Origin of the sequence: Streptomyces sp. NPDC008163 (assembly GCF_042956885.1) — a bacterium.
Taxonomy (GTDB): Bacteria; Actinomycetota; Actinomycetes; order Streptomycetales; family Streptomycetaceae; genus Streptomyces; species Streptomyces drozdowiczii_A.
The window spans coordinates 497,095-511,778 of sequence record NZ_JBIBHG010000001.1; the positions used below are offsets into that span (position 1 = coordinate 497,095).

At 72.2% G+C, this 14,684-nt stretch carries 11 protein-coding genes; 6 read left to right on the forward strand and 5 right to left on the reverse strand.

What is annotated here, in order from left to right; translation table 11 throughout:
- Positions 1–82 precede the first annotated feature (82 nt).
- Both ACFZAT_RS02460 and ACFZAT_RS02465 read left to right on the forward strand, forming a co-directional pair.
- Positions 83–787 (forward strand): response regulator, encoded by a 705-nt coding sequence (locus ACFZAT_RS02460; protein ID WP_391258891.1) that lies wholly within the window; start codon positions 83–85, stop codon positions 785–787.
- Positions 784–2,184 carry an ATP-binding protein gene (locus ACFZAT_RS02465; protein WP_391258894.1) on the forward strand — a complete coding sequence of 467 codons (1,401 nt, stop codon included), beginning with the start codon at positions 784–786 and terminating at the stop codon, positions 2,182–2,184. The genes ACFZAT_RS02460 and ACFZAT_RS02465 overlap by 4 nt, the downstream gene beginning before the upstream one ends.
- Here the strand turns inward: ACFZAT_RS02465 and ACFZAT_RS02470 are convergent, their stop codons facing one another.
- Together ACFZAT_RS02470 and ACFZAT_RS02475 are read right to left on the reverse strand one after the other, a co-directional pair.
- Entirely contained in the window at positions 2,185–3,432 is a 1,248-nt protein-coding gene (locus ACFZAT_RS02470) for a DUF1501 domain-containing protein (protein WP_391258897.1), read from the reverse strand. It lies immediately after the preceding gene.
- Positions 3,433–3,452: 20 nt separating this feature from the next.
- On the reverse strand, positions 3,453–4,853 hold the full coding sequence (locus ACFZAT_RS02475; RefSeq protein ID WP_391258900.1) for a DUF1800 family protein: 1,401 nt from the start codon (positions 4,851–4,853) through the stop codon (positions 3,453–3,455).
- Positions 4,854–4,983: 130 nt separating this feature from the next.
- Between ACFZAT_RS02475 and ACFZAT_RS02480 the strand changes: the two genes are divergently transcribed.
- Positions 4,984–6,990, forward strand: coding sequence for a DUF255 domain-containing protein (locus ACFZAT_RS02480; RefSeq protein WP_391258903.1), 2,007 nt, complete (start codon positions 4,984–4,986; stop codon positions 6,988–6,990).
- A 52-nt stretch (positions 6,991–7,042) separates the two neighbouring features.
- On the opposite strand, the gene ACFZAT_RS02485 is transcribed toward ACFZAT_RS02480, so the two are convergent.
- Positions 7,043–7,741: a hemolysin III family protein gene (locus tag ACFZAT_RS02485; RefSeq protein ID WP_391258905.1), complete on the reverse strand. Its 699-nt coding sequence runs from the start codon at positions 7,739–7,741 to the stop codon at positions 7,043–7,045.
- A 230-nt stretch (positions 7,742–7,971) separates the two neighbouring features.
- On the opposite strand from ACFZAT_RS02485, the gene ACFZAT_RS02490 reads away from it, so the two are divergent.
- The 3 genes from ACFZAT_RS02490 (at position 7,972) to ACFZAT_RS02500 (ending at position 12,732) form a co-directional block, all read left to right on the forward strand.
- A complete protein-coding gene (locus ACFZAT_RS02490; protein ID WP_391258908.1) occupies positions 7,972–9,798 on the forward strand; it encodes a phosphoenolpyruvate carboxykinase (GTP) in 1,827 nt (608 codons plus the stop codon).
- Between the two features lie 177 nt (positions 9,799–9,975).
- Positions 9,976–10,500 carry a hypothetical protein gene (locus ACFZAT_RS02495; protein WP_391258911.1) on the forward strand — a complete coding sequence of 175 codons (525 nt, stop codon included), beginning with the start codon at positions 9,976–9,978 and terminating at the stop codon, positions 10,498–10,500.
- Between the two features lie 99 nt (positions 10,501–10,599).
- Positions 10,600–12,732, forward strand: coding sequence for a hypothetical protein (locus ACFZAT_RS02500; protein WP_391258914.1), 2,133 nt, complete (start codon positions 10,600–10,602; stop codon positions 12,730–12,732).
- Between the two features lie 71 nt (positions 12,733–12,803).
- Here the strand turns inward: ACFZAT_RS02500 and ACFZAT_RS02505 are convergent, their stop codons facing one another.
- Entirely contained in the window at positions 12,804–13,199 is a 396-nt protein-coding gene (locus ACFZAT_RS02505; RefSeq protein WP_391258916.1) for a hypothetical protein, read from the reverse strand.
- Between the two features lie 92 nt (positions 13,200–13,291).
- Positions 13,292–14,503 (reverse strand): aminotransferase class I/II-fold pyridoxal phosphate-dependent enzyme, encoded by a 1,212-nt coding sequence (locus ACFZAT_RS02510; protein ID WP_391258919.1) that lies wholly within the window; start codon positions 14,501–14,503, stop codon positions 13,292–13,294.
- Positions 14,504–14,684 lie beyond the last annotated feature (181 nt).

Sequence of the window (14,684 nt, forward strand, 5' to 3'; positions counted from 1 at the left end):
GGGCGCCCGCGCGAGGGATGCGGGCGGGCGGAGCGGGCACCCGGGGAAGCGCCCCCGACAGCGGATGCCAGGATGGCCGGTCATGAGCACACCCGACGAGGCGCACGGCCTTCGGCTGCTCGTCGTGGACGACGAGCCGGCCATTCTCGACGTGCTGGCCACCTCGCTGAGATTCCTCGGCTACGAGGTCACCGAGGCGGCCACCGGGCGGGCGGCCCTCGCGGCGGCCCGCGAGCACGACCCGCACCTCGTGCTGCTCGACGTCATGCTTCCCGACCTCGACGGATTCGACGTCGTACGGCGGCTGCGCCAGGGCGGCTCCACGGTGCCGGTGGTCTTCCTCACCGCCAGGGAGAGCGGCACGGACGTCGTCGACGGGCTCGACCTGGGCGCCGACGACTACATCACCAAGCCGTTCCGCCTCGCGGAAGTGGCCGCACGCGTGCGGGCGGTGCTGCGCAGGGGCGAGGGCCGGTCACCGGAGCAGGTGCTGCGCTGCGCCGACCTCGAAGTGGACACCGCCACCTACGAGGTGCGGCGGTCCGGTCGCCGTATCGACCTCTCACCGACCGAGTACCGCCTCCTCCACCACCTGCTGACCTACCGGGGCCGTGTCCTCACCCACGAACAACTCCTGGAACACGTATGGGACTTCGGTGACGGCGACCCGGGCGTCGTGAAGACGTACATCTCCTACCTGCGCCGGAAGCTGGACGCGCTCGGCCCGCCCCTGATCGAGACCAGGCGCGGCATCGGATACATCCTGCGCGAGCCGGGGACACCGTGACCGCCGGCCGGCGGCGGCCGCGCTCACTGCGCGGGCGGCTCGTCCTCACCCTGCTGGCACTGGCGGCGGTGGCCCTCGTCGCCCTCGACGCGGTCGTCTACGGCGCACTGCGCGGCTACCTCACCGCCGACGCCGACGTCACCCTGCGCGCGGTACGCGGACGGGTGGCGCACCAGCTCGCGGAGCCCGGCGCGGACGCGCGGCTCGGCAACGACGTCCGCCTCCTCGGCGCCTCCGAGTTCTACCTCCAGCTCCGCAAGCCCGACGGCACGGTACGGGAGCTCGTGCCGCGCCTGCGCGACCCGGCCGACGCGGCCCCGGAGCTGCCGAGGCCCCTGCCGAAACCGGGACGCGGCACCCCGGTCACCGTCGGCCCGGCCCGGCCCGGAGGCCCCGACTACCGGCTGCTCACCGCCCGGGTCCCGGGCCGCGGCACGCTGATCGTGGCCACACCGCTCGACCAGGTGCAGGGCACGCTGCGCCGCCTCCTCCTGATCGAGGGCGCGGCGACCGGAGGCGCCCTGATCCTCCTCGCGGGAGCCGGGCTGTGGATCCTGCGACGGGGCCTGCGCCCGCTGGAGACCATGGCAGCCGACGCGGACGCCATCGCCGCCGGAGACCGCACCGGCCGGGTCGCGCCCGCCGACGCGGACACCGAGGTCGGGCGCCTCGGTCTCGCCCTGAACACCATGCTGGCCGGGCAGCGGGCCACCCAGGACCGGCTCCGCCGGTTCGTCGCCGACGCCTCGCACGAGCTGCGCACCCCCCTGACCGCGGTGCTCGGCTACGCCGACCTGCACCACCAAGGGGTCCTGGCCCTGCCCGCGCAGCGTGACAGCGCGATGCACGGCATCACCACCGAGGCCCTGCGGATGCGCCGCCTGGTCGACGACCTCCTCCTGCTCGCCCGCCTGGACGCCGTGCCCGCGCGCGAAAGGGAGGACGTCGACCTGGCCGCGATCGCCCGCGACGCCGCGTCCGCCGCCCGGGTCGTCGCCCCGGGAACGCCGCTGACGGTCGTCGCCGAGCCGGGCGTCGTCGTCCGCGGGGACGCCGAACAGCTGCGCCGCGTGGTCGACAACCTGCTGGCGAACGTACGCAATCACACGCCGGACGGCACCCCGGCGCGGGTCACGGTGCGCAGCGCCGACGACGGCGGGGAGGCCCTGCTCACGGTGGAGGACACCGGCCCCGGCATCGCCGCCGATGCCCTGCCCCGCGTATGCGACCGCTTCTACCGCGCGTCGCCCGCCCACAGCGGGGAGGGCAGCGGTCTCGGCCTGGCGATCGTCGCGGCGGTGGCCGGGGCCCACGGGGGCACGGTCGACGTCGCGAGCCCGCCCGGCGAGGGCACCAGGGTCCGCGTCAGCCTGCCGGTGCCGGCGCGCCACCGGTGATCACAGGAACGCCAGCGTCGTGTCGTGTCCGTCGAGGACCTTGCCGGGGTCCGTGCCGAGGACGCCTCGGAGCAGCGTGGCGTACACGTCCCGGAAGTCGGTCGTGACGCGGAGGTCGTCGTCCGTCAGGTCGGTGAGGCTCGGCTGGTCGCCGTAGAACCCGCCCCGGACCGGATCGCCGAGGACGAAGACCGGGCCCGCCGTGCCGTGGTCGGTGCCCTGGTTGGCGTTGGCCTTCGGCCGCCGCCCGAACTCCGAGTAGACGGCGACGACGACCTTCCGGCCCGCCTGCGTCTTCCGCACGCGCTCCAGGAAGGCGGTGAGGTCCTTGTCGAGCTGCCCGAGCAGCCGGGACTGGGTCGCCTTCTCGTTGGCGTGCGTGTCGAAGCCGCCCAGGCTCACGCTGTACGCCCGCGTGGAGACGCCGGCCTCGATCGCCTTGGCCACCACGTCCAGCTGGGCACCGAGTTCGCCCTGACCGCCGGCCGACGCGCCGTCGTTGCCCTCGTCCTCGTCGCGCGGCTCGTTCGGATCCTCCCGGTCGGTCTTCCCGCTGCCGTCGAAGGCCGCGGACACCTTCGTCAGCTCGGCGAGCGAAGTCCCGGCCCGCCGCAGCAGCGGGTGCGCGTCCTGGTCGACGCGGGCCAGTTCCGTACAGGCCCGCTGCCAGGCGTCGGGCAGCTTCTTGCCGCCGAGCCGGACCGCCGCGCCCGCCGTCGTCTCCCCGGCCATCAGCGGCGGCAGCGTCGCCCCCACGGACACCGCCCGGAGCGGGTCCCCGCCGCCCTCGTGGTCGAGCCAGCGGCCCAGCCAGCCGGAGGGGACGGGCCCGGACGGCGACGCGGTCTGCCAGATCGCCATCGAGCGGAAGTGGCTGTGGTCGGGCTTCGGGTACGAGACGCCCCGGACGACCGCGAGCCGCTTGTCGTCCCAGAGCTTCTTCAGGCCCTTCATCCCCGGGTTGAGGCCCAGCCCCTCGCCCAGCGGCAGCACCTCGTCCTCGTCGTACGCGAGATCGCCGCGCAGGTCGCGGTAGTGCGGATCGGCCGCCGGCACCAGGGTGTTGAGGCCGTCGTTGCCCCCGTAGAGGGTGACGAGCACCAGCGTCGAGGCATCACTGTCGCCGCCGCCGGACGATCCGGTGGCGAGCAGCTCGCTCACGCCCCAGGCGGTCGCCCCGCCGGCGAGTGCGACCCCGCCGGCGACACCGCTCGCGGTCAGGAACTTGCGTCGGCTCCACGTGTCCACGTGCTCCGTCTCCTTCGGATTCAGCTCAGTACGAGATGTTCGGGCGCGGTCAGCGCGAGCGCCGTCACCTTGTGCGGGTCGCGCGCGGCGGCGTTCAGTACGCCCCTGCTGGCGTCGCCCCAGGCGCCGACGCCGAGCACGCGGGCGAGGAGATCGGGCCGCTCCTTCGCCGGCGCGTCCTCCACATCGCCGAGATCGGCGTGCTTGACGAGCCCCTGTGCGAAGCCGATCCGCACCTGTGCCGCCGACGTCGTCAGCCACGCGGCGCCGGCCGGCCAGCCGCCCACACTCTCCGGTGCGAACGGCACCTGACCGAGCCCCGCGAGCGTGCGCGTCAGCAACTGCTCACGGGCCTTGTCCGGCAGCTTCGAGGGGCGTACGCCGAGTGCCCTGAGGCTGCCCACGACGTACTCGACGGGCTGCTTGACCAGGACGTTCGCAGGGTCCGCGAAGGCGTCGTCGGTGAACATCGCACGGAACATCGCGGTGGTGTCCCGGTTCGCCCCGTACGCCGAGGTGATCCGCGCGAGGGCCGTCTTCGACGGCTTGTTCTCGTTGCTCACCAGCGCGCCCCACATGCGTCCGGCCACGTGTGCGTGCGAGTCCGGCAGGCTCACCAGGTGGTCGATGAGGGTACGGGCCGAGAAGTCGGCGGTCTCCCCGACGACCGTCTGCCGCCCCTGGTCGTGCCGACCCGGCCGGAACCGGGCCTTCCACGGCGTGCTGTGCCGGTCGAGGGTCCAGCCGGTGAGGGCCGCGGCGGCCTGGCGCACGTCGTTCTCCGTGTAGTTGCCGACACCGAGTACGAACAGCTCCATGAGCTCGCGGCCGAGGTTCTCGTTGGGCGCCTTCGCGGTGCTGCCGTCGGCGTCCAGCCACACCATGAGGGCGGGATCGACGACCATGGCACGGGCCAGCGTCCGGAAATCGCCCCCGCCGAGCCGGCGCAGCGTCTCGTTCTGCTGGAGCATCGCGGCCCCGGACTTCACCTTCTGGATGGAGGTCGCCCAGTGGTTGTGCCACAGCAGGGTGCGCTTCTCGGTCCACGGCCGCTCGGCGGCCACCATGCGCTCCAGCCACCAGTGCGTGGCCTCGGCCCGCTGCTTTCGCAGCTCCTCGCGGTACGCCTTGCGCACGGGGTCGTTCTTGGGGTCCTTCGCGGTGCCCGACGCACTGGGCATCGGTTCCGGTGAGCCGGCGGCCTTCCTCTCCTTCCGCTTGCTGTTGCGCGGAGGCAGCGGACCCGGTTCGGGTACGGGCGTAGCCTCCGCACCGGCGTCGCGCCCCTCGCCGAGCACGCGCGCGAGGGTCGCCTCGAACCCCGCCTTCTCCGCCGCGTCCACGGCGTCCGGGGCCGCCCCGAACCCCGTGCGCTGCAGCAGGCGCGTGACGTGTGCCCTGGTGTCGAGTGTCCTTCCCATACCCCGCAGCGTGCCGCCGGTCCGTTCCACGCAGGTCGGCGGACGGTGTGAATCCGGTGTGAATCGCGGACCCCGGAGCGCCCGTTGCGCGTCACCCGCCCGGGCCCGGCGCTGTGAGAGGCTGGCCCGCATGAACCGGTTGGCTGGTGTGACCTCGCCGTATCTGCTTCAGCATGCTGACAATCCGGTCGACTGGTGGCCCTGGTCGTCCGAGGCGTTCGAGGAGGCGCGGCGGCGGGATGTGCCCGTGCTGCTCAGCGTCGGGTACTCGTCCTGTCACTGGTGTCACGTCATGGCGCACGAGTCGTTCGAGGACGAGGTGACCGCCGCCTACATGAACGAGCACTTCGTGTCCGTCAAGGTGGACCGCGAGGAGCGGCCCGATGTGGACGCGGTGTACATGGAGGCGGTGCAGGCGGCCACCGGGCAGGGCGGGTGGCCGATGACCGTGTTCCTGACCGCGGACGCGGAGCCGTTCTACTTCGGGACCTACTTCCCGCCCGAGGCCCGGCACGGGATGCCCTCCTTCCGGCAGGTGCTGGAAGGGGTCGCCGCCGCCTGGACCGACCGGCGCGACGAGGTCGGGGAGGTCGCCGGGCGGATCGTGCGGGACCTGTCCGAGCGGAGTCTCGCCCTCGGCGGCGACGGGCCGCCCGGTGAGGCGGAGCTCGCGCAGGCGTTGCTCGGGCTGACCCGGGACTACGACGAGAAGCGGGGCGGATTCGGCGGCGCGCCCAAGTTCCCGCCGTCCATGGTGCTGGAGTTCCTGCTGCGCCACCATGCCCGCACCGGGGCCGACGGCGCCCTTCAGATGGCCGCCGACACCTGCGCGGTGATGGCCCGGGGCGGGATCTACGACCAGCTCGGCGGCGGGTTCGCCCGGTATGCCGTGGACCGGGAATGGGTCGTCCCGCACTTCGAGAAGATGCTCTACGACAACGCGCTGCTCTGCCGCGTGTACGCCCACCTCTGGCGGTCCACCGGGTCCGAACTCGCCCGGCGGGTGGCCCTGGAGACCGCCGACTTCATGGTGCGCGAGCTGCGGACGCCCGAAGGGGGCTTCGCCTCCGCGCTCGACGCCGACAGCGAGGACGCGCACGGCAAGCACGTCGAGGGCGCGTACTACGTGTGGACGCCGGAGCAGCTGCGCGAGGTGCTGGGCGAGGAGGACGCCGCCTTCGCCGCCGAGCACTTCGGGGTGACCGACGAGGGCACCTTCGAGGAGGGCTCCTCGGTACTCCAGCTGCCCGGGGACCCCGACGACCCCCGTGCCGCCGGCGTACGGGAGCGGCTGCTCGCCGCCCGGGACGCGCGCCCGCGCCCCGGCCGCGACGACAAGATCGTCGCCGCCTGGAACGGGCTGGCCGTCGCCGCGCTCGCGGAGACCGGTGCCTTCTTCGACCGGCCGGACCTGATCGAGCGGGCCACCGAGGCCGCCGATCTGCTGGTGCGGGTGCACATGGGCCCCGTCGCCCGGCTCGTACGGACGTCGAAGGACGGACGCGCCGGCGACCACGCCGGGGTCCTGGAGGACTACGGGGACGTCGCCGAGGGCTTCCTCGCGCTCGCCGCGGTCACCGGCGAGGGCGCCTGGCTGGAGTTCGCCGGGTTCCTGCTGGACATCGTGCTCCAGCACTTCCGGGGCGAGGGCGGCGAGCTCTACGACACCGCGGACGACGCCGAGCGGCTGATCCGGCGCCCCCAGGACCCCACCGACAGCGCGACCCCGGCCGGCTGGACGGCCGCCGCCGGTGCGCTCCTCTCGTACGCCGCGCACACCGGCTCCGAGCCCCACCGCACCGCCGCCGAGGAGTCCCTGGGCGTGGTGAAGGCGCTGGGGCCGCGCGCCCCTCGCTTCATCGGCTGGGGGCTCGCGGTGGCCGAGGCGCTGCTCGACGGGCCGCGCGAGGTGGCCGTCGCCGGGCCGGTCGGCGGGGAGCTGCACCGGACGGCCCTGCTCGGGCGGGCGCCCGGCGCGGTCGTCGCGGCGGGGGAGCCGGGCGGGGCGGAGTTCCCGCTGCTGGCCGGCCGGCCGATGGCGGACGGAGCGCCGACCGCGTACGTGTGCAGGCACTTCGTCTGCGACGCCCCGACGACGGACGCGGAGACACTGGCCCGCGCGCTCGGCGGGGCGTGACACCTGCGCGGGGGCGCCCCCGAGGTGCCCCCGCGCACATCGGGCGAAGGTGTCAGCTGTGGGTGTACGCCACCAGCGAGATGCCCACGTAATGCACCACGAACGCGGCGAGCGTCAGCGAGTGGAACACCTCGTGGAAGCCGAACCAGCGCGGTGACGGGTTCGGCTTCTTGATGCCGTAGATGACGCCGCCCGCGCTGTAGAGCACACCGCCGACGACCACCAGCACCAGCACCGCGATCCCGCCGGTCCGCATGAAGTCGGGCAGGAAGAAGACCGCCGCCCAGCCCATCGCGATGTAGCACGGCGTGTACAGCCAGCGCGGGGCGCCGACCCAGAAGACCCGGAACGCTATGCCGGCGAGCGCCGCCGCCCACACCGCCCACAACAGCGGGGTGCCCGTCGACGCGGGCAGCAGGAGCAGGGTGAGCGGGGTGTACGTCCCCGCGATGATCAGGAAGATGTTGGCGTGGTCGAGCCGGCGCAGTACGGCTTCGCCGCGCGGCCCCCACGTACCGCGGTGGTAGACCGCGCTCACGCCGAACAGCAGGCACGCCGTCACGACGTAGATCGCGCAGGCGATCCGGCCCCGGGTGCTGTCCGAGAGCGCGACGAGCACGATGCCCGCTATGACCACGGCGGGAAACATTCCGGCGTGCAGCCACCCGCGCATCCGTGGCTTCAGCGGGACGTCGGCGAGCGTGGCCGGACGGGGGCCGGCGTTGTCGGGTGCGGCAGCGGCAGCAGTCATTCCCGCATCGTACCTACGCCTCCGTAGGTAACGGATACGGTCCGGAATCACGTGTGGATGCTCACATGGGCGACCCCCTGGACATATGGGCGCCAGGGTCGGATGATCAAATGAGTGCGGTCGGCACCGGATGAGCGCCAAGGGGATTCGAAGGGGTACACGCATCCGGGTCGAGGCCCCCACGGGGCAGCAGGAGCACCAACCGAATACACCCTCATCAAGGAGCGATCGTGGCGCGCGACATCGCGGCTCCCCTCACTGTTCCCACCAACCACCAGGAGCTCATCTCCTGGGTGGACGAGATCGCAGCACTCACCGAGCCGGACCGGGTGGTCTGGTGCGACGGTTCCGAGGCCGAGTACGAGCGCCTGTGCGGGGAGCTCGTCGCCAAGGGCACCTTCACCAAGCTGGACGAGATCAAGCGCCCGAACTCCTACTACGCGGCCTCCGACCCCAGCGACGTCGCCCGCGTCGAGACCCGTACGTTCATCTGCTCCGAGAAGGAGGAGGACGCCGGCCCGACGAACCACTGGAAGGACCCCGCCGAGATGCGGGAGATCTTCGTGGGGGAGCGGGGCGTCTTCCGCGGCTCCATGCGGGGCCGCACGATGTACGTCGTCCCGTTCTGCATGGGCCCGCTCGGGTCCCCGCTGTCCGCGATCGGCGTCGAGATCACCGACTCCGCGTACGTCGCCGTCTCGATGCGCACCATGACGCGCATGGGGCAGCCGGTGCTGGACGAGCTCGGCTCCGACGGCTTCTTCGTGAAGGCCGTCCACACGCTGGGCGCCCCGCTGGCCGAGGGCCAGGAGGACGTCCCGTGGCCCTGCAACGAGACCAAGTACATCTCGCACTTCCCGGAGGACCGCGAGATCTGGTCGTACGGCTCCGGCTACGGCGGCAACGCGCTGCTCGGCAAGAAGTGCTACGCGCTGCGCATCGCCTCCGTCATGGCCCGCGACGAGGGCTGGCTCGCGGAGCACATGCTCATCCTGAAGCTCACGCCGCCGCGCGGTGAGTCGAAGTACGTCGCGGCCGCGTTCCCGAGCGCCTGCGGCAAGACGAACCTCGCCATGCTGGAGCCCACGATCTCCGGCTGGACCGTCGAGACCATCGGCGACGACATCGCGTGGATGCGGTTCGGCGAGGACGGTCAGCTGTACGCGATCAACCCGGAGGCCGGCTTCTTCGGCGTCGCGCCCGGCACCGGCGAGCACACCAATGCCAACGCCATGAAGACGATGTGGGGCAACTCCGTCTTCACCAACGTCGCGCTCACCGACGACGGCGACGTCTGGTGGGAGGGCATGACCGAGGAGGCGCCCGCGCACCTCACGGACTGGAAGGGCAATGACTGGACCCCCGAGTCCGGGACGCCCGCCGCCCACCCCAACGCCCGCTTCACCGTTCCGGCCGGGCAGTGCCCGATCATCGCGCCCGAGTGGGAGGACCCGAAGGGCGTGCCGATCTCGGCCATCCTCTTCGGCGGCCGCCGCGCCTCGGCCGTCCCGCTGGTCACCGAGTCCTTCAACTGGCAGCACGGTGTCTTCCTCGGTGCCAACGTCGCCTCCGAGAAGACCGCCGCCGCCGAGGGCAAGGTCGGCGAGCTGCGCCGCGACCCGTTCGCCATGCTGCCGTTCTGCGGCTACAACATGGGCGACTACATGGGTCACTGGCTCAAGGTCGGCGCCGACAAGCCGGACCAGTCGAAGCTGCCGAAGATCTACTACGTGAACTGGTTCCGCAAGAACGACGCGGGCAAGTTCGTCTGGCCCGGGTTCGGCGAGAACAGCCGCGTCCTGAAGTGGATCGTCGAGCGCCTGGAGGGGAAGGCGGAGGGCGTCGAGACGCCGATCGGCATCCTGCCCGCGAAGGACTCGATCGACACCGAGGGCCTGGACCTCTCCGAGTCCGACCTCGACTTCCTGCTGAAGGTCGACAAGGAGGTCTGGCGCGAGGAGGCTGCGCTCGTCCCCGAGCACCTCAACACCTTCGGCGACCACACGCCGAAGGAGCTGTGGGACGAGTACCGCGCGCTGGTCGAGCGCCTCGGCTGATTTCCCGCGTACGTACGCCGATGGCCCCCGAAGCCGCTTCGGGGGCCATCGGCCTGCTCAACGCGCCCTGTTCGTAGTCGGCTTGTGACCCCACGGTGCTACGGGGGTGAGGTCAGCGCCCGTACGGTTGAGCCGGTCGCGCCGCCGGTGCGCGGCAGCGGAGGGGGGCCGCTCGGCATGCAGTATCCGCCGTACCCGAAGACGTCGGAGGGCGGGCCGCCGCTCTTCCCCGGGCGCCGGACGGGCGGCATGACGGTCGCCCTGATCACCGTGGGCGCGTTGATCGCCGTGGCGGCGGTGGGCGGGCTCGTCGGCCTGATCGTGTTCGCCCACGCGTACGGCGAGGTCCACGCGGACATGCGGTACCCGTACGACGACGTCACCGTCACCTCCTGCCGGATGGACGAGGGGGCGCGCCGCCCCGTGGCCGGTCTGCGAATCACGAGTCGGGCGGCCCGGCGCGGGACGTACACCGTGCACCTCGTCTTCCGGGACCGCGCGGCCGGGAGCGGGCAGGGCGTGGCCGCCGGGAAGCGCACCCTGGTCGTCAGGGATCTGGCGGTCGGTGACACGGTGTCGGAGCGGGTCGTCGGGCCCGACGCGGTGCCGGGGGCGCCGGAGTGCGAGGTGGCCGAGGTGACGTTCCAGTCGACCGCGGGGGCCGCGACGGTGTCCCCGCGCCCGTCACCGCCCGCGTCCTGAGCCGGACACCCGGGGGTCCGCGCCGCCATTCGGCCGCCGTTGCGGCGTGTCCCGGGTGGGCTGAGCAAGCGTCATATCCCGTTTTCTTATGTTTTTTTCATGCGCAAATATGAACGGCTGCTCCACGTTCCGGCCGTGGCGGCCACCGCCTGTGCGGGAACGGCGCTGGGGCTCCTGCTGACCACCGCCTCCGGGGTCGCCCAGTCCGCCGGCCCCCTCGCCGACACCGCACCCGCCGCCTCCTTGTCGGCCCGGGCGCTCGGCGAGTCCGTGCTGCTGAACGAGACCTTCACCGGCACCTCGGTCGCCGACCCCGGCTTCGTACCCCTGGACACCGCCTGTCTGACCGGCGCGTCGGAGGAACCGCCCGCCGGGCAGTCGCAGACCGGGCCGTGCGACGACCCCGCGACCCAGATGACCCCGCCGGTGCCCACCCCGGGCCAGACGCCCGGGTGGCTCCAGCTCACGGACCACGACTACTACCGGGTCGGCGGGATGCTCTACAACCGCCCGCTGCCCGGCAACGGCGGGCTCGACGTCACGTTCGAGCAGTACCAGTACGGGACCGGCGACGCCGGCGCCGACGGCATCGGGTTCTTCCTGGTCGACGGCTCGGTGGACCTCACCAAGGCCGGGGCCAACGGCGGCTCCCTCGGGTACGCCCAGCGAAACCTGGACCCCGGGGTCGACGGCGGCTACCTCGGCGTCGGGCTCGACGCGTACGGGAACTTCGCCAACGACGCCGAGCTGCGCGGCAACGGCTGCCCCGACGGTCAGAAGTCCCCGGTCACCAGCGGACTCCCGGTCCCCGACACCGTCACGCTGCGCGGTCCCGGGCAGGGCGACGACGGCTACTGCTTCCTGGACTCCACCATCGAGGCGGACGCCACCCAGCCGTCCGGCTTCCGCTCCACCCTGCCCGGCAGCCTGCGCGAGAAGGGCACCGACCCGCTGCCCGCCAAGCGCACCGTGCACATCACGGTCAGCCCGGACACCCGGCCGACCGTGGCCGTCGAGATCGACTTCAACGACGGCGCCGGCTTCCAGCCCGTGCTGTCGACGCAGATGACGGCCGACGCTCCGCCCACGTACAAGTTCGGCTTCTCCGGTTCGACCGGCGGCAGCATCGACACCCACCTCATCCGGGCGCTCGAAGCCAGCTCCGTGGACGAGCTCGACCAGCTGAACCTGGTCAAGACCGTCGCGCCCCCGGACAACGCGGCCACCGAGCCCTTCGAGGTCGGCGACACCGTGCACTACCAGTTCCTCGTCACCAACACCGGTACGTCTGAGCTCACCGACGTCCACGTCGAGGACCCGTCCGTCACCGACGTGACCTGCCCGTCCACCACGCTCGGCCCGATGGGCTCCGCCACCTCGTCCATGGTCTGCGAGGGCACCCACGTCCTGACCGAGGCCGACGTCGTCAACGACACCTTCACCAACACGGCCACCGCCCAGGGCACGGCCGGCACCAATGAGGTGACGTCCAACGAGTCGTCCGCGTCCGTCCCCGTCGAGCAGCTCGACCAGGTGCTGGACATCTCCAAGACGGCCGAGCCCGCCGAGGCCGAGCCGGGCGACACCGTCACCTACACCGTGACCGCGACCAACAGCGGTGAGACCACGCTGAGCCCCGCCCACCTCACCGACGACCTGTCCGGTGTCCTGGACGACGCCTCGCTCACCACAGGGCCCACCGCGACCACCGGCACCGCGCAGGTGACCGGCGACACGCTCGACTGGTCCGGCGAGCTGGCCCCCGGAGCCTCCGCGACGATCACCTACACGGTCACCGTGGACGACCCGGACGAGGGCGACGCGGTTCTGCGCAACTCCGTCACCTCCGACACGCCGGGTGCCCGCTGCACCACGGACGGGGCCGCCGAGCTGCCCTGCACCACCGAGGTCCCGGTGACCAACCCGAGCCCGAGCCCGAGTCCGTCGCCCACGGACGACTGCCCGACCCCGACCCCGTCACCGACGGACAGCACGAGCCCGTCGCCGAAGCCGACGCACACGCACACCCACGGGCCCGGCCCGTCCTGGACCCCCGGCCCGTCCTGGACCCCGGGTCCGCACCCGACGAACGGCGGTCACCACGGCGGTGGCGGCGGGGGCATGGCCGACACCGGCAGCGCGGCGACCGGCGCGGGCATCGCGGCCGTCCTCCTGCTGCTGGCCGGCATCGTCACCGTCCGGATGAAGTCCAGGCCGCGCGGCCGGCACTGATGTACACGCGTGGCAACTGAAGATGGGTGGCACCCGGTCCACGCACCTCTGCGGTGCGTGGACCGGGGCCGTCAGTGGGCGCCGACCGGCGTCCGCGTCTCGGCCGCGAGCGCCTCGGTGTGGGCGTCCATGCGCTCGGCCGAGAGGATCGCGACCGCCGTGTCGGCACGGGAGGCCGCCACCACCAGGGCCCGGCCCGCGAGGGCGTGGGCGCGGCGGTGGAGGGCGGTCGCGGGGGCGTCGCTCAGTCCGGCGTGACGGACGGGCGGGGTGCCGCGCAGCCTGGCCACCTGCCCGGCGATGCGGTCGCCCGCCTCGCCGAGACCCAGCTCGTCGGTGACCGCGAGCAGGGCGGCCAGGTGCCCGGCGAGCTGGATGTCCAGCTCCTCCTCGCGGGTGCGGTGCGGGAAGTCGCCGGCGTGGTCGGCCGGTGTGTGGACCGATTTGGTGCGGATCGGTTCGTACATGGATGGCCTCCTGGTGGTGCTGTGAGAACCATCCTAGCTTGGATTCAGTCTAAAGTTGTCCGTCTTCGAGAAAAGCTCGATCGGTCCTGGGGCTAGACCTGACTGTAGCCGTCCAGGAAGTGGGCGATCCGGCCGATCGCGTCCGTCAGATCCTCCGTCGAGGGCAGCGTGACGACGCGGAAGTGGTCGGGATCCGGCCAGTTGAAGCCCGTGCCCTGCACCACCATGATCTTCTCGGCCCGCAGCAGGTCCAGGACCATCTGCCGGTCGTCCTTGATCTTGTAGACCTTGGGGTCGAGCCGGGGGAAGAGGTACAGCGCGCCCTTCGGCTTCACGCAGGTCACGCCCGGGATCCGGGTCAGCAGGTCGTACGCCGCGTCGCGCTGCTCCAGGATGCGGCCGCCGGGCAGCACCAGATCGTTGATCGACTGCCGGCCGCCGAGCGCGGTGGCGACCGCGTGCTGCGAGGGCATGTTGGCGCACAGCCGCATATTGGCCAGGATCGTCAGCCCCTCGATGTACGAGGAGGCGTGCGCCTTGGGGCCGCAGACGGCCATCCAGCCGGAGCGGTAACCGGCGACCCGGTAGTTCTTGGACAGCCCGTTGAAGGTCAGGACCATCAGGTCCGGGGCGATCGTCGCGGTGGGGGTGTGCGTGGCGCCGTCGTACAGGATGCGGTCGTAGATCTCGTCGGAGCAGACGACCAGGTTGTGCCGGCGGGCGATCTCCGTGAGACCGCGCAGCATCTCGTCGTCGTAGACGGCACCCGTCGGGTTGTTCGGGTTGATGATCACCATCGCCTTGGTGCGGTCGGTGATCTTCCGCTCGATGTCGGCGAGGTCGGGCATCCAGTCGGACTGCTCGTCGCAGCGGTAGTGCACGGCCGTGCCGCCCGCCAGCGAGACCGAGGCCGTCCACAGCGGGTAGTCCGGGGCCGGGACCAGCACCTCGTCGCCGTCGTCGAGCAGCGCCTGCATCGACATCTGGATCAGCTCGGAGACGCCGTTGCCGAGGTAGACGTCCTCGACGTCCAGGTCGATGCCCTTGGTCTGGTAGTGCTGCATCACCGCCCGGCGCGCGGACAGCAGCCCCTTCGCGTCGCCGTAGCCGTGCGCCCCGGAGAGGTTGCGCAGGATGTCCTCAAGGATCTCGGGCGGGCACTCGAAGCCGAACGCGGCGGGGTTGCCGGTGTTCAGCTTGAGGATGCGATGCCCGGCCGCCTCCAGCCGCATCGCCTCCTCGAGCACGGGGCCGCGGATCTCGTAGCAGACGTTGGCGAGCTTCGTGGACTGGATGACCTGCATGTCAGCGAGCTTACGACTGTGTTTCCCGGGCCGCCCGGGCTTTGCCCGCCGGTTGGTCCGCCCGGGCGGCGGCGCCCCTCCGTGCGGGCTTTCATCGCCATGCGCCCGCCTCCCGCGAACCGTGGGAACGCCGGTCACGGGAGGCCCGGGGCTTGGAATGGGGTGGCGCGGCGGTGTGACG

What these genes read in the sequence shown, in the direction of transcription:
- ACFZAT_RS02480 (WP_391258903.1), top strand. Translation starts at nt 4,984, where the DNA reads ATGAACCGGTTGGCTGGTGTGACCTCGCCGTATCTGCTTCAGCATGCT.
- ACFZAT_RS02495 (WP_391258911.1), top strand. Translation starts at nt 9,976, where the DNA reads ATGCAGTATCCGCCGTACCCGAAGACGTCGGAGGGCGGGCCGCCGCTC.
- ACFZAT_RS02485 (WP_391258905.1), bottom strand. Translation starts at nt 7,741, where the DNA reads ATGACTGCTGCCGCTGCCGCACCCGACAACGCCGGCCCCCGTCCGGCC.
- ACFZAT_RS02500 (WP_391258914.1), top strand. Translation starts at nt 10,600, where the DNA reads ATGCGCAAATATGAACGGCTGCTCCACGTTCCGGCCGTGGCGGCCACC.
- ACFZAT_RS02475 (WP_391258900.1), bottom strand. Translation starts at nt 4,853, where the DNA reads ATGGGAAGGACACTCGACACCAGGGCACACGTCACGCGCCTGCTGCAG.
- ACFZAT_RS02505 (WP_391258916.1), bottom strand. Translation starts at nt 13,199, where the DNA reads ATGTACGAACCGATCCGCACCAAATCGGTCCACACACCGGCCGACCAC.
- ACFZAT_RS02510 (WP_391258919.1), bottom strand. Translation starts at nt 14,503, where the DNA reads ATGCAGGTCATCCAGTCCACGAAGCTCGCCAACGTCTGCTACGAGATC.
- ACFZAT_RS02460 (WP_391258891.1), top strand. Translation starts at nt 83, where the DNA reads ATGAGCACACCCGACGAGGCGCACGGCCTTCGGCTGCTCGTCGTGGAC.